Raw genomic sequence first — 20,661 nt, 5'->3', positions numbered from 1 at the left:
TGCATGCTTGTCTTTGTATGCCAGTACTCTTCTTCGAAAATCTAGACTGTAACCCATCTCAATTCTACCTTGTCATTGGGATTTAGGTATTATGATTCTGCTATAAGTTCACGCACCCGGCCAGAAATGATTAAATAACATACAATCCGAACAAAGCTGATGTAATTGCATTTCTTAGACTGTTTTTTCCATCAGGCGCACAAGGTTATCCACAGTAAACGTGGACAATACACGCGATTAGCGGTCTAGTGGAACAACTCCCTTGAATATTATTTTCGATGCAGATCACGCAGCATGGCTTCACGTAGTATCGCATTAAGCCTCGTCTGATAACCTTTTCCGGTCTCCTTCAGCCAGGCAAGAACATCCGCATCAATTCTGACCGATGTTTGTGTTTTTACCGGTCGATAAAACTGTCCTTGTGTGGCGTTCTGCCAGAAAGCCGTATCCAGCGGCGCAATGTCACTGTAATCAATCTCACTGTCCGGCTTATCGGCCAGTTTTCTCAGTTCAGCTTTCTGTTTTTCGCCTAGTGGGGGCAGTTCGTTTCGTTTATATCTCACCATGCTCATAACGTTTCCTCTCATGCCGCTCGGCTTTTCGGGCACTGATGATACGAATGATTTCAGTGCCATCTTCAAAGCGTGTTGTATGCGCCACCAGAACAAGCACACAGTTTTCGACCGTGCCAATGGTTTGCCAACGGTATTCGCCGTTTTCAAACCTATCCTGGACTGTCAGGTGAAAGGGATCGTCAAAAACCCGTGAAGCCGCTTCAAACCGAACACCATGCTTACGGAAATTGCTGACTGCTTTGGCGGTATCCCATTCAAACTCAATGTCTGGCTTCATATTAAAAAACACTTTTTTGTATATACAATAGAGTATATATGGAATATCCCCTCAAGAGGAAGCGCAAAAAAAGACTCTGCATTTAACATAACCCCCGTTGCCCGCACCGCCTCAACGCCCCTCAGGGCGGTTTTTGCCTCAACGCTGTAAAAGTCGCTCTCTTCTTCCCTAGAAACCACCACAATTGTGCACAGACGTTTTCCAGCCAATGCATAGTTATGCACGAACCCGTACACGCATCAGCTTGATGTAAAAATTGTGACGAAAGTCTTATTTCTATAAATTTTATCATAGGGGAAAAAAATCCGCGGCGACAAAAAAACCATCAGCTTCGGTGTGAACGCGCATCAAATTAACAACAGATGATATGACGCTTCCTCGCATTGACAGACTTCGCTAGTCAATGCTGCGGCGAGCGTTGCGGATCTCATAAAGTGAGAAATGGATCAAGCCCCAGATGTAACAGAGCCGAGAACAGTGGTTAAACTGCCTCGGCTCTGTTACGCTAAATCTTGTGTGCATCTCTGCCAAGATTCGACGTGACAACCCCATCTTAGCAGAGGGAAGCTAGCGAGTCACTACTTCCTTAAAACCATTCAACGACTATAACCCATTGCACACCCCTTGATTGACTCGGACTTAGCCCGGTCTCCGAAAGGATAAACAGGCAAATTGTGGTAATAACGTACCGTCAAACGACATGACGGCTCTGCCTCCGAATCACGCTGCGGTCTCACTGAGTACAGTGCGTACCTGATAAAGAACTCAATCAATGGACTAGGGAATCGAGGGTTAAACGTCAAAGAATCCCAAAACGATGTCGCTTCGCTCCTCTCGTGGTTATACCACATTGGGGCATTAGGTAGTTTTTAATTAAAATCCACTTTTTGGTTATTTTATAGTCAACTAAAAAAAGATCTGCTTGAGATCTTTTTTGCCTTGACCTGCCTATCACAAGTTTTTTTATATGTTAAGTTACCTTTTTCGGGCCTAAAGGGGTTCCGTGGTCATTTCTGCAATAACACACGCTAAGCAATTTTCACCCTGACGGAAATCACCTGTTTTCCGTCATGTCCTGCCGTCGAAGAAAATTGAGAGCATAAACCTGTTATTTTTTACGTGACAAACACTGTCGGAATGAGACACTGTACGACAAGCTAGATTTTAAGGTTTGTCATACATGTTGATTGGCTATATGCGAGTATCAAGCAATGATGAACGTCAGTCTGTTGCTTTGCAGCGCGACGCATTGATTGCTGCTGGAGTGGACCCCCGTCATTTGCATCAGGATCATGCCTCTGGCGCGCACGATGATCGTCCGGGACTTAAGTCCTGTCTTGCAGAGGTGCGTGAAGGTGACGTGCTGATAGTCTGGAAGCTGGATCGGCTTGGTCGCTCACTCTCACATTTGATCCGGATTGTAGAAGACCTGAAAATTCGCGGTGTTGCCTTTCAGTCATTGACTGAAGCCATTGATACAACAACGCCACACGGCTCGTTTCTCTTTAACCTTTTCGGCACTCTCGCTGAATATGAAAGAACGCTTATCACGGAACGTGTTAATGCGGGCCTGGCAGCTGCTCGCCGGCGGGGGCGAAAAGGTGGAAGACCACCGGCGATAGATGCCGAAAAGGTTGAGCAGATCCTCACTGCTCTGGAGGCCGGTGCCAGTAAAGCGTCAGTGTGTCGCACGTTCAAAGTGCCGCGATCGACACTCATCGATACGCTGCGGCGAATTGGCTGGACCGGGCCAGGCTCCTGCAATCTGAAAGTGGGCCAGGCCGATGTCCTTTCTTGACGCCAAATCGCACGATACCCTTTTTGCGCTGCCTGAGCTTTATGAGGAGGCGCTTTCCCGGTTTGCACTGTCCTGCGAAGATGTTGCATTCGCCAGATCGCATCGTCGGTCTCATAATCGCCTTGGTTTTGCTATTCAGCTCGCACTTATCCGCGACCTCGGTCGTACACTACGTGCAGGAGAGGCTCCCACGGAGGCGGTTACCGCTGTTGTTGCGGAGCAACTGGATATTGACCCTGCAGTTTTTACGCTTTATGCACAACGTGAAGAGACCCGCCGGGAGCATGCCCGAGAAATTGTCTCTGCTTTGGGTCTTCGTTCCGTTCAGGTCAGCGATTACAGAATGCTTATTCTTGCGGCTGCACGCGAGGCAGCAACCACCGAACGGGGACTGCCGATCACCAGAGCGGTTATCAATAAGCTGAAGGACAAAAAGTTACTTGTTCCGGTCCCGACACAACTCATTCGCCTGGCGATGGCTGGTCGGGCTGCAGCCCGGCGACTGTCCTACCGGGAACTTATCAGGGAGCTGGAGTCTTCATCCATCACCGCACTTGAGCAACTGCTCACCGAACGAGTTGGTGAGAGGAGCCTTCTTGGTTGGATAGCTGAAGCGCCGGAAGGTGTGAAACTCAAGAATATCAAAGGACTGATTGCCCGGCTGGAGGTATTACGGGCTGCGAAAATCTCCGATGAGCAGCGCAAGAGGATTCATGTAAACCGTTACGGTATTATTGCCCGCGATTCTCGTGTTTTGCATGCACGTGAGATACAACGTCTGGCGTCCGAACGCCGCCACGCCACGTTGGCTGCCTTCGTCATCGAAAAGCAGGCGGTAATTACCGATCTGGCTATCGATATGTTCTGCAAATTGATCGGCAGCACGAGGCGTAAGGCAGAGATAAGCCAGAGGGAACGTCGACTGAAAGCCGCTGAAGTGCTTGAAGTCGTGGCTCTGGATCATATAAAGCTGGGTCAGGCGCTTCTGGCGGCCCGTGACGGCAATACAGATTTTGCAACAGCGATAACAGCATCCCTCGGCTGGGAAGGTTTGATCGCCAGTATGGCGGCTGCGGCTTCTGTAGCATCTCCCCATCGCAATACCGAATTTGATGAACTTATAGGACGGCACAAATCATTACGTAAGCTGGGGCGGCTCATTTTCGGTACCTTTTCTTTCAGGGCGTTTCGCCCGGATGAGCCAGTTTTGCTGGCTGTCGGGCATCTGCGGGCGCTCTATCACGGACGAAAATTACCCAACCGGGTTCCGCTCGATTTTATGTCCCGCAAATGGCAGCGGCGTGTCAGCCCAGTGGGCGAAAATACAGATCTTCAGGCATGGGAGGTCGCCGTATTCGTTCATCTGCGGGATCGGCTGAAAACTGGAGACATATGGGTTGATGGCAGCCGGGCCTGGCGCAGTTTTGAGGATTATCTTCTTCCGCGCCATGTTTTCGACCAGATGCGGGCAGAATCCAGACTTGGACTTGCCATTCCGGACAATTTTTCGCAATGGCGGGCAGAGCGAACTGCCACGCTCAATGCAAAACTTAAAGCACTGGCAAAAGCAGCCGCCGCTAATGCCATACCCGATGCAGAGCTTTCCGACAGAGGGCTGTCCGTTTCACCGGTTCGTGAGGAAGATAGCGACAGAATTACCACACTCAGCCGTAAGCTTTACATGCTGGTCCCCCGCATCAGGATCACCAGCCTGCTAGCTGAAGTTCATAGCTGGACCAATTTTCTCGATAGTTTCACCCATTATCGCACCGGAGAACAAGCAGAAGACGAATCAGCGCTCATGGCCGCGATCCTTGCCGATGCGACTAATGCCGGAGCTGAACGAATGGCACAGAGTTCACGTGGTGTCACCATTCACCAGATGATGGTAATGGTGGATCGTCATTTACGCGCTGAAACCTATGCATCTGCAACCTCGGTACTGGTCGATGCGCAACAGGAACATCCTTTTGCCGCTATCTGGGGGGATGGTCATGTATCATCCTCGGACGGGCAGTTCTTCCCTGCAGGCGGACGTGGTGAAGCCAGCCTTGAATACAACGCAAAATACGGTAAGCGGCCAGGCGCGTCGATTTATGGTTTTCTGTCGAACCGGTTTGCATCCTTTTTCTCCAGAATGATTCAGGCTTCCGAGAGTGAGGCTCCTTACGTACTCGACGGTTTGCTTCACAACGAAAGTTCAGTGGAAATTCATGAACATGCCACTGATACTGCCGGGGCGACTGAAACAACATTTTCGATGTTTCACTCCTTTGGTTACAGGCTCATTCCCCGCATTCGCAACCTCGGGAGTCGCAGACTGTACGTCATTACTCCCTCTGAGGAGTACAGGCCACTTGATGCTCTGATAGCCGGAAAGGCCAGGATGGATGTTATAGAGCAACACTGGGATGAGGTTCTGCGGCTTAAGGCTTCGATTGGAGCGGGCCTTGTGCCACCGTCGGTGATACTGAAAAAACTGGCTGCGTTCCCCAGACAAAACCGGCTCAACCAGGCTTTGCGTGAAATGGGACGCATTGAACGCTCTATTTTTATCTGTGACTGGTTGCTTGATACCCGCTTACGTCGCAGATCACATGCCATCCTCAATAAAGGCGAAAGCCGTCATGCTCTTGCCCGCGCCATTTTTCTTCACCAACTTGGCGAACTCCGTAACAGAGCGGCCGAGGCTATGGCTTACAGGGCATCTGGCCTCAACCTTGTTGTTAATGCAATAGTCCTGTGGAACACGGTCTATCTCAGCCGGGCAGTTGATTACGTTCGCAGCTAGGGGATCATCATACCGGAGGAGATGCTGTCCAGCGTGGCACCGCTACCGTGGGGTCATATTTCGCTCACCGGAGATTACCTGTGGAACGAAATTGACCGCCCCCTTGAGCGATACAGGCCAGTTCGCACTAAGCGCTTCAATCCAAAGAACTTCACTTTTCCTTAGCGGGTGTTATTGCAGAAATGACCACGGAACCCCTTTTTGGTGAAATTCTCGCGCCCCTGCGTGAGAAAGAGGCTCAGAACGCCCCAGCGTGATAAGCCTCGGTTTCATACTTTCGCATTGCGTCCAGCTTGCGAAAGTACACAAGAAACAGTCTGCCCCAGCAGATTTTTCGCTGTGCCATAAAGCACAACGAACCGGCCCCAGCCGGTGAGAGAAAAACACAACCCCAGTTGTGATTTTTCGGTGGGCTGCGCCCCGTCAAAGTGAATGCCAGTGAGCGCATGACGGGGCGCGGGTGAATTTCTGACGTTGGCGGCGTCCAGCCGACATAAGACAGAAAGAGGGGAAAAATGAATGTTGGCAGGCGTCCAGACTGACATAAATGAATTTTTCCCTTTGTTGTTTTCGCAGCCCTAGCGAAGAAAATAACCATGCCGACAGGCATAAAGATAGCTATATAATATAGGTGATTAAATAAGTTGTTAAGTAAAAAAGGGTTCTTATATAGCTATTGAGTGACCGTGCAAAACATTAAGTTCAGTAGATATTCCGCTTCCTCGCCCACTCGCTCGCTGCGCTCGGTCGTTAGGCTGCGGCGAGCAGACGGTGCTAAAAAAACCAATGTTCTTTAGCTAACGTCAAAAGACAAAAAAGCCCCAAAAAGGGGCTGTTATCTGATATAGGTTATCTGGTCTAGTCGAGCAGTCCGTTTTTCTTTTTGTGGTAGTACCATGCACGGCTGATACCTAATTTCTCCCACGGCTTGAGCGTTCTTTCAGAGTCCGCTACCGCCCCACGCTTTGATTTACGTCCTCTGGCGGCCTGGATCTCTGGCGTATGCGTGTCTGTAACATACTGCGCGAACGCCTTTTCGCTCATACGCTGGTGTGTCCACTTGGCAATACTGCGCCCGATACAGGCGCATTCCGGCAGCGATAGCGGGTTGGTCAGCTGAACGTTGTACATTTCCACACGCTGAATGACGGCCAGTTGCCACTGGGCAAAATCGGGATACCCCTGCCGAATCGCCCTGTAAGCCCATTTACGCGTTTTTTCGAATAACTGACAGTTACGCCCCAGCCCGTAGTTAAAATCGTTTACGCGGGATTCTGGGACGTTCAAATCGACATAATCGGCCAGCTCGTCCAGCGTGTAGACTGCCTGACGCCACGTTGTCACCTGCCAGTGCAGGTTAAGGGGGTTTTTGCAAATCAGCCCGCTGTAATTCACATCGGCACGGAGTTTCGCACACAAGCCACGCTCTACCGATGCAGCATATTTCAGGGCTTTGATACTGGCATCAGGGGCAGTTCTGACGGCTGTTTGTAACCCATAAAGCAGATGGGCATGCCCGTTTGTCTGGTTCTTTACCGTGATGTTGGGGGCGGGCGCGTTGCTGTCCGTCCAGTCTATCGCCGCGCCAACGCGATCAACATCAAACACAAACCAGAAAGCGGCATGGGGGGGATTGTGTTGGATATAACGGGCGAGCTTGGCCACATTGGCGTTATTGATACGCAACCCAAAGAGTAAATCATCCGTGTGATAGGGTTTTCGGGGCAGATGGTCGGCAAAATAATCCAGTGCAAAACTAGTCATTTATGGCTGAGCTTATGGCGGGGTGTTGTTTCTGTCTGTACATATGCTAAACTCTTTTTAAGTTTTGAGCCTGCGCCCTCGTGAATTGTGAGTCTTCCGCCAAGTTGATACACAATTTCGGGGGCGTATGTGTTTATAGTCTAAAATTACTCTGCAATAATCATTTTGTCTAATCATCAGACGGTGAATGGTGACAAAGTTCACTGCCTGACGGACTTTAAATTCCCATTTTCTGAGACGATTCATTATGTAAATTTACAGAAACCCTATTATTGCATTAGCTTTTCATTGCCTATTTTCAAATAAAATGGCTTACTTGGGATTAATTAACAATTAAAGAGGAAATACTATGCAATATACTACTTACATGGAAATCTCAGGGGCAGAACAAGGATTGTTATCGAAAAACTGTTCAGAAAATGATGCTCATAAAGATAAAATACAGCTCCACTCCCTTGAGTTATCAAAAGGCATTGATGGCTTAAGCCATATAGACAAAATCATTTTAGAAAAAAACGTAGATGGTGCATCACCTTTATTACTTAATGCTATTGATAAAAATGAAAGTTTAGAATTGAAAATTTTTCAGTGCATTGATGATAAAATAACCCATGAATTTAAATTTCAAAATACATTTATAGAAAAAATAAACACTAATTTCTCAGAAGAGGATAAAGATTCACCTTATGAGAAAATACAACTAAAACTAGTTTGATAATGAAAATTTACACTGGGTGATAAAAACATTATTACCCATAAACAAGAGAAACACCATGAAGAAAAATAATATTTATCTATTAAGTAAATTGTCAAAAAAAGACATTGATTCTTTAAAAAATGCATACAAAAGAGAGCATGAGTCAATGGACAAATATGATGAGTGGCTTAGTGATTTGTTTCGCTGGAATCTATCAACAGTATTCACACTCAACATCATAATCATATTACTTTATTTCGTAAGCATATACTCAACTAATAATAATCCTGTTGCGATGTTTTTCATTTATGCATTCATATATTTTTCTTCTATAATACTTCTATCCATAGTAATATCCTTAGATAGAAAATTTAGTTTTCTTCTATACTTAAAGGCGAAAATAATTTACCTTTTCAGTTACTTTCATCTTCCTCATTAAGAAAATATTTATCTAACAGCAAATATGCTTTAATTGCCGCATTACTAGCTTTATAAGTAAGTACCGCTTTACCACTGGTAAACATTTTTCTTTTATAATCATTCTCCATATGCCTGAATAACCTAACCCCCCCCTTTTCAGTGAATAATTTATGTAAAAGTGGTACTTTTTCAAGACCACTTTTTGTTTTCACAGGTAAGTTTATAATTCTTTTTGAAGGATCATATTTAGCAAAAGCTGTAAACCCAAAATAAATACCAACGCCAAAGTTTACCATATCATACGCAAATTCCCCAGTACCCTCATCAGCACCAAAAAAAGAAAAACCCTTTTCTGTCAAAAGCTTAGTTGGATTATTTGGATTTATATAGCCATCTGTCCATTCATACATGATATTGCTTGCCCCTTCCACTGCGTCGCCAACCCCTGTGGCTATAGCTAGAACTCCCATGCCTTTAGACTCCATGCCTCTTACCCACCCTCCCCTTGTGCCAAAAGCCATAATTCCAACTCCAAGCTGCACAATACCTCCAACAACTTTTAACCCATTTTTACCATAATATAGAAATCCTTTTCCTGAGTATTCTTGGGTATTTAAATATGTTTTCCTATCTTTTCTTCTTCCTTGTTCATAACCATACCTTTCAGCATCCAATTCCCTTCTTATTTCGGCTATGCATCTTTTCATGTCAGCCCAGTGCTCATGACGACCTTGATTATAGTTATATAAGGCAATTTGATAATCACGCCTTATTAATCTAACCACTTGACTAATTTCATATAAATATTCACGCTTAGATTCAACATCATCCAATAAATAAGCTGTTGAATATCTGGATAATTTAATTAATTCATCACCATAATAATCAAATTGCTCCATTGTTGGCGTTATTATCATTAGTATATCCTCTCATCCCATATGCTATAAGAGCTAGTTCCGGCAGTTACATGTTCCCACGTGATGGATTTAAATTTAATGGATAGAGATTCCTCGGGTTGCGCATCATTATGTGTTATGGAATTTGGACAAAAGAAATTGATATTCACCAATGATGCTTCGGTTAACTTAATTTTATAATATAATTCAAGACCACCATTCATCGCAGTTCGATAAAAGAAAAATTCACAGGTTAATATTTCATTTGATGTTAACGCCTGTGATAATAGAGGAGATGATTTATCGATAGGTTTACGTATATCTATAGGCTGAAAATTTACATTTTGATGCATTGATAAGTTAGAGGATAATTCATTAACCAATATTTCGTCTTCGTGACCTTTTTGAAATTTATTCCCTATAGAATCTACAGTAGAACACCCTCCAGAGATTAACCCCTGTTTTTTTCCTTGTAACTTAAGATAAATAATATTCGCCATTACTATACCCTATATAATTTACTTTAAAAAAGCATGATATTACAAAAATGATTCAAAATAAAATTTTAAAAATGAAAAAAATTATCTTATCTATACGTTAAGATACCCATAACTCATTATGTCAAACGGGTGAGGTTAGTCACTAAAAATACCCATTAGTGACGTTAAAAACACCTGCAAAAAGGAATAAGATTAAAATCTGTTTCTAAGATGACTGCAAATAATGATGCCGAATTAGCGTATTGAGTAGGGATTCTGTCTCTGACCAACGACTGCCAGTATACTAACCTGTTTGGCCTGATCGTCTACCTCGTAAAGCACATGTTGCCCTACTAAACTTATGCGGCGTACATCTTCACCATAGCGTGAATCGACTTCGTACAGACGGGGAAATTCTGCCAGTTTGTCTGTCGAGTTCAGGAGGCGATCCGTTACGTTTCTGGCATCCCAGAGTGATGAGTTTTCCGCGATATAGTCAAAAAGCGCTATGACGTCTTCGATAGCTCCCTGTTTCCATTCGACGTCATACGTCATCGCGTAACGCCTGATAACGATTTTGTAACTGTTGGCGAAGTTGTTCGGTAGTGATGCCTGGGCGACTGTCAGCACGTGCGATCGCAACTTTGGCTCTTACCCGTTCTTCGTACTCAGCCTGTGCCAGTTCCTCGTTAGCCAGTCGTTGCAGAAGTTCCGCATTTCGGGTTGCGTTGTCGCTGGGCATGATCCGAGGCAGATTTTCCGCCAGTTCACGCAGGAAATTGACGTTTTCATAGTGGGTTGTGTTGTTCATTGTCATGCTCCAAAGGTTTTTCTGCTGGTTGTGCCAGAAGATTGACTTGTGCTGATTATACGCCATTAAATTAAGTCGTGAATAGCTGATCTCAGGGGTACGAGCCGGAACTGTCCAAAATTTTGTCGTGTTAATCCCTGTTCCCCATTTTCGGCGTCACTTGGTAAATCCAAGTGACGCCAGTAAATTGTGATATCTCTTTGGCTGGATAAGTGCTGAAAGTGATCCCTATCCAAAGAGGGAATTAATACTTCGTTATCATGATTTATTTCGAGGTTTGCGCCCTATCAGGCAGCCCATGTTATCGAAATAACGACTGGGCCAAATTTCGGAGGGATGAAGTTCAAGACGGTTAGCAATGATCCATTCCCCTTTTGGCCAAGGCCGAACCAGTGTGTTCGCTAATGTGGATGAACTTAATCCGGCCTGACGGGAGATTGCTGATAAGGTCGTACCTTGTTTGCGTAATGCGGCAATGACATCAGCCGGATGCCAGTCTTTTTTTGGTGCGCTCATTTTCTATTTTCCTCTTTGAGATGAAAAAAGTCAGAGGCGCAGTACAGGAGTGCTTAATTCAGTCTGAGTTGTTACAGCAAAGACATAGACAAACGCACTGGCAGAAAATCCTGCCAGTGGAACACTCTACAAGGCTGCGACCCCTTGGTTATCCGTTTAGACCGATAACATTTTTAGATTACTTATTTAGATAAATCGGAATCTGATTTATTGGGTTCTATGATTTCTTTTACCGCACCAATATCCAGTTCTTTGCTTAATTTCCGCAATTTTTCGACGATGATATTAATGCAGCTATGGAGATGCCTGACATTAGCCCCGATATCAGATTGGTTGCAGAGATATTCGGCGCATTTGATGAGATCACAGGAATCTCGCGCCAGTGAGTAAGCATCTACCTCAGTTTGATACACGAAGAGTTTAGTCATGCTTTACCTCGGTACTGTGAGGTAAGACGACGGCTGGTACAGAGGAACACCATCGGAAAAGATTCATTTTTGTTTTCTCCTTTTAGTGGTGGCAGTTCAAACAGGGTTCGCAGTACCGGGAGTGTTCTTCCAGCGAGGCTAAAGCCTCCCCTGCCTGAACCACCATAGAAAAGGCGAAAACAGGCACACTGGTATATTTATTTCATACCAGTGGAACACTCTAGGGCTGCGACCCCCTAACTATCGGATTTTGCCAATAGCGTTATCAGGTTAACGGGATAATTAAAAATATTCAATAATAAAATCAAATGAATGCGACAACGAAAACAGCGACCCGCCACACAAAAACAAATTTTGAATGGCGGGTCGCTGTTGACCAACGAGCGAAGGCGAGGCGGTAGGGTTTGATCAAATTACAAAATACACATAATTACGGGGGTTGAAGCCCAACCTAACCAGACTTAGTAAGATTAGAGAGCTAAGAGAACATGACCTGATAACTGATCATGGAGAAAAGCAAAGACAGGATGATGTTGTCGCTTCGCTCCGTTTTGATTAGTACCACATTGGGGCATTAGATATTTTATTGCTATTTTATATAACTTAGATAGTATCCATGATACTAAATCAGTTACTAACTAGAGTATAAGAAAACCTCTATGGATATCCCAAACCATTTATCTCATAAGCCTATAATTAAATTAGAAAAATACTCATTCATTGACGGAGAGTATGCGGGAAAAACAGATACCGAAGGTCTTTCTATTGGATTAGCAATGTGGAGTGAAGATGAATCACCAGCGCTATCAGCTAAAGTATGGAGACATACAGGAGATAAATGGTCTAGGCAATCCGAAGAACTCCCGTTACATAGAGTAATTGATTTAGCCTGTTTAATATGTGCCTCCAAATTATTTGCTGAAACAGAAACAATACCTGTTGATACTGATAATGAGTTCAATATAACAATAGCAAATAATCAAAAGCTGATAGATACACTAAAGAAAGTTCTCGAATCAGATAAAGATCACAAATACAACCTTGATTTGTCGTTAAAAAGGCTATCCGATTACTTAAAAAAAATAGGTTATTAATGAAATTTAAATAAAAAAATCAGTATGTTATAAAAACAGGAATTTCTAGTGACAGAAGAAAAACAAAAAGTAAGTTATCGTTGGAATCCAGAAGTTTATCATGAGCGAGAGTACACAGCTCCCGATGGAACTAAATATTCATTGGAACACCTATCCAATCAAACCTATAACTATAGCTATAAGTATAGGGATAATAATGGCATTCGAAAAAAAAGTAGTATTAACATTGAAGTTCGCTATGACCCTCATTGTTTTACACACGAACGCAAAGATGGGGAAACCACTCCAGCCCTTTCACTAGGGGTCCAGTGGAAGAACCCCCGAAAATGACGAGTTGTTTAACTACGCTTTAGCGAAGCCCTTTACTACCGTTTTCGGTGTGAGCCGTGACTGATTTTTTATTCAGACGTACCAGTACACCGATAACAATTTCCTCTTCGTCAAGCCCGGTGGGTAGGGAAGCGGCGCTGTGATTTGACGACACCGATCCATAATCCCCCGTTTCCCCCGGCAATTATGGAAAAATGGAGGATCCTACCTACGGTTGCTTTTCGTCAAGTTGCGCTTTTATGTCATCAATCTTTTTTAAATCCTGCTCCAATATTGTTAATGAGCAGGTAAAACAATACCTATCCCAATTTCTCCCATTACGGACGTTTAGACGGAGCTCTCCGGCTTCAATTCGGTGACGTACGTTTGCCTGGCAATTATGGGCTCGCTTGGCTCTGTCAATCTCAACTCGAATGATTAGTGATTTAACCCTAGCCACCGAATACTTCCCCTATAGCCAGCAAAATAATATTGTTAAAATCTGCCTCTATCTGGTCAAGGTCTGCCTGAGTAAATTCATCTCGGGATCGACCCGTCCGTCCGATAGTATCGTTAATCTGCTTGTCTATCGCTGATTTTAGAATAACGAAATTAGTTCGCCCAAGGTGCTTACGGTCCAGGTTATGTCCTTCATGGGAAATACCGCGCTCACCAAGAATTCGCCCAACCTCCGTCCTTACACGCTGATCAAGACTTGCACGCATTGCCTGACGCTGACGAACTTTCGTAATTGGTACAGGTTCCAGTCTTTCAAATTCCTGCTTGACCTGGTCAGATGAGTATCCGGCATCTCGAAGCAATTTCAGAGCTGCGAGAGCTTCTGGATTATCCTGAATCAGATGTATCTCCTGCAGTTCAACGTCAGTTTGCCCCTCGACATTAAAACCACCAACCCTATCGAATTCACGAGGTTGTAGTTCAACTTCGAGTTCATTCCCGGATGTAAAGTCCAGACTTTCTACTGGAAGCAACTGGTCGAAAAAAGCTTTGTCGGCTTCGCTGTATTGCTGAAAATCCTCCCATCGACTGGCAACGTTAGCTCCCGCATGGAAAATCACAGTACCGTGGTTAAGAGGGTGCCCAGGTGAGTTTTGCTCAATCACTCGCATGATTCGACCGACAAATTGAACAAAGGGTGACAAGTTTGAAAAAACGGAAAACACAGCTGCAACGCTCAAGAAAGGGTGGTCGAATCCTTCCCCAAGCTTTCTGACTTGCACTATGACATCCAGTTCATGTGCCTCCAGTCTCTGAAGAACAAGCTGGTTTGCTGCGCTATCTTCCCGCGAGTGCACATAGTCAGCGTTTTGTCCCCGAGCGCGGTATGCTTCAACTATTTGGCGGCAGTGTTCATAATTCAGCGCCGATGCAATGATCTTGAGGCGATCGTTGCCTGTCTCGTTTCTTCGTTTCTGTAATTCGCGAATTGAAGCATCGACAATGGTATTCAATGACTCACTGGAAGTAACAATGCTGCGACGAAAATCAGCGTCTGTTTCACCCAAGCGTCTGACTTCTTCTAAACCAACTTCAATTTCCTTCCCGTCTTCCCGACGTACATAACGTAGAGTTCTCGGATTCAGAACAATGGCTTTAAGCTGCTTAACATAGCCTTCCCTAATTGCCCGAAAAACAGGGAAAGTATAAAGCACCCGGCCAGCCATTATTTGCCCATCTGCCCGCAAAGGAGTCGCACTGAAATTCACGATTCGGGCTGTCGGGAACTTATCTTTTAATGTTGTCCAACTAGCCGCAACGCTATGGTGTCCTTCATCAAAAACAATGAGGTCGAAAAAATCGTCAGGAAGCCCCTGTAGCCAACGATTATCCCCACCCTGCAATTGCTGAATGTTGGTAAGGACAACATCAGCCTCCTCAAGGTCAGCACGGTTGGTCGTCCGCCCACGTATTTCAGCGGGCTCTGGGTATGGAGCACCAGAAAGCACTTTGCATTTCTGGTAGAACATATCTGGCCTTGCTGGATCAAAGTCATCGTGAAGTTGACTGGCGATATTTAATCCAGGAGCGACGACAAGAGTTCTGGTTGCTTTGAAAGCGAAAGGGGACAACGTAATACAGCCCGATTTTCCACAACCAACGGGAAGAATAATCCCTACTTCTCGCTCTTCTTTTTGTGGTAATGCATTAAATTCCACAAGTGCAGAATATGCTTCGCGCTGTGGGGTACGTAACAGTGGGTTGCCTGAAATAGATGGTTCTGATTGCTGAAATGGATTGCCCTGTGCCATGAATTTCTCCATCTGATTTGTTGCTTCACTCTGTTGGAATAGCGATGATATATTATTAACCAATCTAATCAATCTGTTCCTTTCTCTGTTGCTGAAGGTAGGAAAAAAAGGTTCGACGACCAACACCTGTCAGTTCGCAAACTTCGGCTGCCGTTTTATCTGAATTCTCATACAAAATTCTGGCATTCTCTAATCTGTTGAGGTCGGTTCGTGGACGGCCACCGCTTTTACCTCTAGCTTTAGCTGCCGCTCTTCCGGCAGCGGCTCGCTCTGCTTTAAGTTCCCGCTCCATCTGGTGAATGACCCCCATCATGGACAGGAAACCACGCCCTGTTGCTGTGCTGGTATCGATATTTTCCCTCAGCGAGACCAGATTGATTTGCCGCGTTTCCAGTTGTTGGCTCGTTTGCAGCATATCAAGCAATGAGCGTGTCATTCGGCTCAGTTCGGTCACCACCAGACTGTCGCCTGTACGCAGATGCTCCAGCAATTGCTCCCACCCAGGCCTGTTCATGCGCGATCCCGTCATTTTATCGGTAAATATTTTGCTGCAACCGGCTTTCTCTAAGGCATCAATCTGGGAGTCCAGGTTCTGTCCGGTACTACTGACCCGGGCATAACCCACACGATAGGATGTCATTTTTGATATTTCATTGTTCATGGTGTAAAAACCTTACTGCTATGTATAATAAATGCACGATGATTATAGCAAAGGTTTTTGCACTAAAAAGAGTCCGCTTAATCGGATCTTTGATCATTGACACAATGAGTGTAAAAAGTGTACTTCTTGCACTCTCTGAATGAAAGCGGTTAAGCCTCTGACTAAAATTCACATAGAGGCTGCCAATACCTTGCTGTGAGCGAATGATTGGAAAATACTAAACGCATCCAACTTTTATCAAATGCTGAAGTCGAAGAACTTTACAGTCGACCAGAATTCAATGTCCACGAACAACGGCTTTACTTCACACTAACACAATCTGAAAGGGATGCTCTGACGCAGTTCAGTAATACCAGAACACGTATTTTTTTCATACTACAACTGGGTTATTTCAAGGCCAGACAACAATTCTTCAGTTTCTCACTGGAGGATGCCAGTAACGATGTTCAGTTTATTGCAAATGTTTATTATAAAAACTCATCACTCACAACATCGTTCACTGGGCGTATTTCCCGCGATTATATACGAATTCAGCGACAGGTAATCCTTTCTTTATTTGATTATTGTGCCTGGACATCTGATTTGGTCTCAGGCATACAATCACATATCAGCAATCTTCTCCGCTATTACCCCAAAGGACACAGTGTATTTCGTCAGTTGCTGGTCTACTTTGATCGTCAAAAAATCATTATACCTTCCTATACCACATTTCAGGATATATTCACCAGAGCATTCAGCGATGAAGACAAGCGGCTAAAGGCTGTCATCGAATCGGTGCCGGGAACCATTGGTGAGCTGCTTACAGCACTTATTGATCGGGATGATGGTATTACTTCACTCAATATTATTCGGGCTGATCAAAAGGATTTCCAGTATACAGCGGTCAAAACGGAAGTGGACAAAGCCTTACGGCTCGGGGATTTGTACATCTTCACCAAAGGTTTTATTCCGTCATTAAATCTGTCAAAAAACGCAGTGCGTTATTATGCTGATATTACTGAACAATATGCTGCCTCCCGATTAAGGAGGTTAAGTAAGCATCAACAGTGGTTGCATATTCTCTGCTTTGTTCACCATCGCTACCAGCAGATCATGGACAACCTCATCGTGAGTTTTAGCTACCATACCCGGGCTATCATGGATGCGGGCAAAATTTATGCTTCTATGGCCCATATGGAGCACAGTTCTGCGGTGGTAACCGACTTCCCTAAGCTGGCGAAATTCCTGAAGTGGTTCCCAACAAGAAACCCGGAACTGACACCGGACGAGTTGAATAATATAGCTTACAGTATTCTACCCAGGGAGCAATTTTCGGCGATGGCTAAATTTCTGGAGGGTAAATCCTTTGATAAAAAAGCCGCACTTTGGGAATATTACGGGAAATCATCCAGGATATTCTCACTGTATTTACGTCCTGTACTGACCTCAGTGGTTTTTGAATATTACAAAGCAGATAGTTATATAGGAGGGTTGATTTCTATTTTAAAATCGCATTACGTCAGCGGAAAAGGTCCATCTGATTTAAAAATTTGTGATGACCTTGGATTTACCGTACCTAAAAGCATGACCAGATATTTAAAGCGTAAATCAACTGATACTCACATCGATCCTTATCTTTTCGAGTTTTTTGTCTATCAGAAAGTTTATCATGAGATTGACCGGGGAAGATTGTACTGTAATGACAGTGTATCCTATTGTGATATTGATACCGATCTGATTGACGATACTCTGGTAGATGATGCTGAAAAGATCTCAGCAGACTTTGGTTACCCCAAAATCCCTGTTTACTGTGATCAACGTCTTGATAACGCTCTTCAGGAGCTCAATGATGCCTGGGAAAGAATCACTCGTAATATAGATAACAATAATCATCCCGGAGTCAATATATGGGAAACTAAAACAGGTCAGCAATGCTGGAGCCTGCTCTATGACAGTACTGAGAAACTGGATGATGCTTTCTTCAAAAAACTACCCAAAGTTGAAATCGCTAACATAGTGATGTTTATTGGCGAGCATATTGGTATGTGGAATGGGTTTACTCACATAAAAGATCGTTACATTAAGCGAAAAAAGCCGTTGCCTCTGGCAATAACCGGCTGTTTGTTATCAGAAGCCTTCGGATTTGGTGTTCTGAAAATGGCAGATATGTCCGATCTTGATATCAACCCGTTACGCTCGACACGAGAAGACTTTATTCGTGTTGACACATTATGTTCTGCCAACGATATTGTCAGTAATCATATTCATTTATTACCCCTATTCAGGCAGTGGGATCTCATAGATAACAAAATTCTGGCGGATGCTGACGGGCAAAAATTTTCGACAACGGACAGCACTATCCAGTCTCGCTACTCCAGAAAATATCTGGGTAAGGGGCGTGGCATATCCCTGTATACTTTGATTGCCAATTATGTCGCAGTGAATGCCAAGAATATTGGCCTGAATAAGTATGAAGGACACTCTCTTTACGACATGGTTTACAACAATAAAACCGATATTGACATTCATATGATCACAGGCGACAACCACTCACTGAATCAGCTGAATTTTGTCACGCTTGATTCGATAGATGTTGATTATGTCCCCAGCATCAAAAATGTAAGGAGTGCGGCAGACGGTTTACATGCTGCCCAACCACTGGATAATTACACGGGCTTAATAAACCCCAAAAGTGTTATCAATGTTGAACGTATACGTTCTCAACGTCGTGGCGTGATACGGGTGCTACTTTCACTCATCATGCAGGAAAACACGCAAAGCAATATCATTCGCAAACTTAACTCCCATGCTCGCTATGCAAGGTTAAAAGCCGCATTATTTGAATACAATGCAATATTTAAAAGCATCCATGTCCTGAACCTGATCGACGATATGCAACTCAGGAAAGCCATACGAAGCGCCAGAAACCGTACCGAGGCTTACCACCAACTTCAGAGTAATATAAGGAAAACGTACCACGGTGTATTCCAGGGTAAAAGGATCGTTGAAAACCGCATAAGTGCCCATGCAGCAAGGTTAATTGCTAATTGCATCATTGCTTACAACAGTATGATCCTGAATTCGGTCTATGAAAGAATGGTAGCCAGCGGTGTATCTCAGGAGATTATTGATGAATTTACCCGGATATCACCAATAGCCTGGAGCCACATGTTGTTTACTGGTCGCTACAATTTCAAGAAAAGTAACGGGGAACTTGATGTTAACGCTATGTCGTTGATGCTGGAAGCGCACGTGAAACAACATTTTTGGCACGATAGCAGATAAGTGATCCTGTACTCGTCATTTTCGAGGGTTCTTCCACTGGACCCGTTATCGTCGGCATACTGACCGAAAATGACAGGATCAGGGTGATTGCACAGGGATTTTCCGTCGTTATTCACTTCTGGCCTGTTGCGCTGGCCGGCGCAGTGCTGGGCGGCATTCTCACCTTCATGATTTGTGCGCCTGCTTTCAGTACAGCGCAGGATGCCGATCACGAAAACCAGCTCAGGGACTACCGGCAACAGGCCGAAGCCGCAGAACGCCGTGCTGAAAACGCCGAGAAAGTCGCGCACCAACGGTTACAGACACAACGCCAGGCGGCAGAACGCCGGGAAAGAGAAGCCAGCAATGCTTTAGACCGTGCCCGGCAGCTTCAACAAGAGGTCGCAGCCAAAGTCAGGAATATCGTTGCCGAAACCGAACGGCAGCGAGCCGCGGCCGTACAGGAAGTCGAACATAACCGCACCAAAGCCGAAGAGGCTGAACGGCGACGCCGGAATGCAGCCGCCACAGCAGAAAGACTGCGCCGGAAACAGAAACAGGAGAGGCAGGACAGAGATCTTTAATTACCCGATCCAAAAAACGTTTTGTTGGATTGCCGGCATATCGGCGGTGCTACAAAACACATCTGGCCCACCATTGAGCGTTCGTCACTTGTTGAGATTTTTCGCCAACGCCGCCTTGGCATCACGCTGGATTATCAGACCCTTCGCGTACGCCTGCTGTTCATCGGTTACTACCCCATCAGCTTTTCCGTCAAGACCATAGCGCTTCCCGCCTTTCGCCAGTGTTTTCTGATACCGATAGCGGACGGTGTAATTCACGAGCGCCTCTCTCAGAATCTCTTTGTCAAAAGGCAATCCGCGGGCTTTTGCATCCGAAATCAGATCGTCCAACACGCCCACTTTCAGGGGACGCGGTACGCGATAACAGAACAGGGTTGGCCAGAAACCTTCCAGCAGTGTTCTGGCTTCCCGCGCCGCTTGTTTTTTTTCTTCCCGTGTTGCCATTGTACTGTTCTTGTCCTGAGCCTGTTTCATCGTAAAAGGGATATTCTACACAAGTTTAGGTAGCGCGACATATAGCAGAATCAATATAATCAGACATAAGTCACATGCTCTGTAAACAGCTCATCAATAGAGCATCTTTCTCGTCTTCTTGTTGTTTTTGTTTCAGCCCATTTGTTTTCGATAGGATTTAAATCTGGGCTGTAAGGCGGAAGCCATTCTAACTGGCATCCGTGATCGGTTATCGCTTTTCGCGTGTCACCGCGTTTATGGAAAGGGGCATTATCCATCACAATCACTGTCCCCTTAGGGAGCTTCGGCAACAAATCTTGTGTCAGCCAGGCATGAAACACATTCGCATTAATGGTTCCGGCAAACAAACTTAAGGTCACAAAGGTATTTTTAATGATAGCACCAATGGCATTAATGCGGCCTTTGTGCTGCCAGTCATGTAAACCAAAACAGCGGGACCCTTTTAACGAATAGCCATGCGTACGTGGCATGGACTGCTCAAAGCCGCTTTCATCCAGATAAACAATCTGTTTGCCCGCCTGCTCATGATGGCGGATACGCTCGCCAAATACCTGACGAGCGTGTTCGTCAGCGG

At 44.9% G+C, this 20,661-nt stretch carries 21 protein-coding genes and 1 pseudogene; 7 read left to right on the top strand and 15 right to left on the bottom strand.

Translation table 11 applies throughout. The features are described 5' to 3' along the window. Positions 1–269: 269 nt before the first annotated feature. A complete protein-coding gene (locus tag BM329_RS12650; RefSeq protein WP_092553746.1) occupies positions 270–572 on the bottom strand; it encodes a BrnA antitoxin family protein in 303 nt (100 codons plus the stop codon). Further along, on the bottom strand, positions 553–852 hold the full coding sequence (locus BM329_RS12645; RefSeq protein WP_092553743.1) for a BrnT family toxin: 300 nt from the start codon (positions 850–852) through the stop codon (positions 553–555). The genes BM329_RS12650 and BM329_RS12645 overlap by 20 nt, the downstream gene beginning before the upstream one ends. Positions 853–2,032: 1,180 nt before the next feature. On the opposite strand from BM329_RS12645, the gene BM329_RS12635 reads away from it, so the two are divergent. Together BM329_RS12635 and BM329_RS12630 are read left to right on the top strand one after the other, a co-directional pair. Beyond that, on the top strand, positions 2,033–2,650 hold the full coding sequence (locus BM329_RS12635; RefSeq protein ID WP_092553737.1) for a recombinase family protein: 618 nt from the start codon (positions 2,033–2,035) through the stop codon (positions 2,648–2,650). Further along, positions 2,637–5,606: pseudogene (locus tag BM329_RS12630) on the top strand (Tn3 family transposase). The gene BM329_RS12635 and the pseudogene BM329_RS12630 overlap by 14 nt, the downstream one beginning before the upstream one ends. Before the next feature lie 104 nt (positions 5,607–5,710). Here BM329_RS12630 and BM329_RS12625 read toward each other — a convergent pair. Both BM329_RS12625 and BM329_RS12620 read right to left on the bottom strand, forming a co-directional pair. Then, the gene (locus BM329_RS12625; RefSeq protein WP_092553734.1) at positions 5,711–5,986 is read right to left on the bottom strand and encodes a hypothetical protein; all 276 of its coding nucleotides are present in this window, start codon (positions 5,984–5,986) and stop codon (positions 5,711–5,713) included. Positions 5,987–6,299: 313 nt separating this feature from the next. Continuing rightward, positions 6,300–7,205 carry a replication initiation protein gene (locus BM329_RS12620; RefSeq protein WP_092553731.1) on the bottom strand — a complete coding sequence of 302 codons (906 nt, stop codon included), beginning with the start codon at positions 7,203–7,205 and terminating at the stop codon, positions 6,300–6,302. Between the two features lie 349 nt (positions 7,206–7,554). On the opposite strand from BM329_RS12620, the gene BM329_RS12615 reads away from it, so the two are divergent. Beyond that, the gene (locus tag BM329_RS12615; RefSeq protein WP_010848988.1) at positions 7,555–7,920 is read left to right on the top strand and encodes a type VI secretion system tube protein Hcp; all 366 of its coding nucleotides are present in this window, start codon (positions 7,555–7,557) and stop codon (positions 7,918–7,920) included. A 395-nt stretch (positions 7,921–8,315) separates the two neighbouring features. On the opposite strand, the gene BM329_RS12605 is transcribed toward BM329_RS12615, so the two are convergent. From BM329_RS12605 to BM329_RS12580, 6 genes are all read right to left on the bottom strand, one after another. Next, positions 8,316–9,239 carry a DUF4225 domain-containing protein gene (locus BM329_RS12605; RefSeq protein ID WP_010848989.1) on the bottom strand — a complete coding sequence of 308 codons (924 nt, stop codon included), beginning with the start codon at positions 9,237–9,239 and terminating at the stop codon, positions 8,316–8,318. Next, positions 9,239–9,718, bottom strand: a complete 480-nt coding sequence (locus BM329_RS12600; RefSeq protein WP_092553728.1) for an Hcp family type VI secretion system effector — start codon at positions 9,716–9,718, stop codon at positions 9,239–9,241. The genes BM329_RS12605 and BM329_RS12600 overlap by 1 nt, the downstream gene beginning before the upstream one ends. 234 nt (positions 9,719–9,952) lie before the next feature. Beyond that, the gene (locus BM329_RS12595) at positions 9,953–10,252 is read right to left on the bottom strand and encodes a type II toxin-antitoxin system RelE/ParE family toxin (protein WP_010848978.1); all 300 of its coding nucleotides are present in this window, start codon (positions 10,250–10,252) and stop codon (positions 9,953–9,955) included. Further along, entirely contained in the window at positions 10,242–10,508 is a 267-nt protein-coding gene (locus BM329_RS12590) for a hypothetical protein (protein WP_010848979.1), read from the bottom strand. Before BM329_RS12590 ends, BM329_RS12595 begins: the two co-directional genes overlap by 11 nt. Before the next feature lie 258 nt (positions 10,509–10,766). Continuing rightward, entirely contained in the window at positions 10,767–11,024 is a 258-nt protein-coding gene (locus BM329_RS12585) for a helix-turn-helix domain-containing protein (RefSeq protein ID WP_010848980.1), read from the bottom strand. A 182-nt stretch (positions 11,025–11,206) separates the two neighbouring features. Then, complete coding sequence (locus BM329_RS12580) at positions 11,207–11,452, bottom strand: hypothetical protein (RefSeq protein WP_010848981.1); 246 nt, start codon at positions 11,450–11,452, stop codon at positions 11,207–11,209. A gap of 659 nt (positions 11,453–12,111) precedes the next feature. Here BM329_RS12580 and BM329_RS12575 point away from each other — a divergent pair. Together BM329_RS12575 and BM329_RS12570 are read left to right on the top strand one after the other, a co-directional pair. Then, entirely contained in the window at positions 12,112–12,546 is a 435-nt protein-coding gene (locus tag BM329_RS12575; RefSeq protein WP_092553725.1) for a DUF6530 family protein, read from the top strand. Between the two features lie 48 nt (positions 12,547–12,594). Continuing rightward, positions 12,595–12,876, top strand: a complete 282-nt coding sequence (locus tag BM329_RS12570) for a hypothetical protein (RefSeq protein ID WP_143101248.1) — start codon at positions 12,595–12,597, stop codon at positions 12,874–12,876. 19 nt (positions 12,877–12,895) lie between these two features. Here BM329_RS12570 and BM329_RS15210 read toward each other — a convergent pair whose 3' ends face one another. From BM329_RS15210 to BM329_RS12555, 3 genes are all read right to left on the bottom strand, one after another. Then, entirely contained in the window at positions 12,896–13,030 is a 135-nt protein-coding gene (locus BM329_RS15210; protein WP_281245152.1) for a hypothetical protein, read from the bottom strand. A 277-nt stretch (positions 13,031–13,307) separates the two neighbouring features. Beyond that, positions 13,308–15,125 (bottom strand): DEAD/DEAH box helicase, encoded by a 1,818-nt coding sequence (locus tag BM329_RS12560; RefSeq protein ID WP_092553716.1) that lies wholly within the window; start codon positions 15,123–15,125, stop codon positions 13,308–13,310. A 64-nt stretch (positions 15,126–15,189) separates the two neighbouring features. Next, positions 15,190–15,765, bottom strand: coding sequence for a recombinase family protein (locus BM329_RS12555; protein ID WP_245759084.1), 576 nt, complete (start codon positions 15,763–15,765; stop codon positions 15,190–15,192). A gap of 228 nt (positions 15,766–15,993) precedes the next feature. On the opposite strand from BM329_RS12555, the gene BM329_RS12550 reads away from it, so the two are divergent. Further along, a complete protein-coding gene (locus BM329_RS12550) occupies positions 15,994–19,050 on the top strand; it encodes a Tn3 family transposase (RefSeq protein ID WP_092553710.1) in 3,057 nt (1,018 codons plus the stop codon). Positions 19,051–19,217: 167 nt separating this feature from the next. Further along, positions 19,218–19,613 carry a hypothetical protein gene (locus tag BM329_RS12545; RefSeq protein WP_143101247.1) on the top strand — a complete coding sequence of 132 codons (396 nt, stop codon included), beginning with the start codon at positions 19,218–19,220 and terminating at the stop codon, positions 19,611–19,613. A gap of 84 nt (positions 19,614–19,697) precedes the next feature. Here the strand turns inward: BM329_RS12545 and BM329_RS12540 are convergent, their stop codons facing one another. Further along, positions 19,698–20,087, bottom strand: a complete 390-nt coding sequence (locus tag BM329_RS12540) for a ProQ/FINO family protein (RefSeq protein WP_092553704.1) — start codon at positions 20,085–20,087, stop codon at positions 19,698–19,700. Between the two features lie 59 nt (positions 20,088–20,146). Next, on the bottom strand, positions 20,147–20,661 hold a 515-nt coding region (locus BM329_RS12535), incomplete at its 5' end, for an IS630 family transposase (protein ID WP_245759041.1).

Origin of the sequence: Xenorhabdus koppenhoeferi (assembly GCF_900116635.1) — a bacterium.
GTDB lineage: Bacteria > Pseudomonadota > Gammaproteobacteria > Enterobacterales > Enterobacteriaceae > Xenorhabdus > Xenorhabdus koppenhoeferi.
This window is presented reverse-complemented; position numbering and strand designations above follow the sequence as displayed.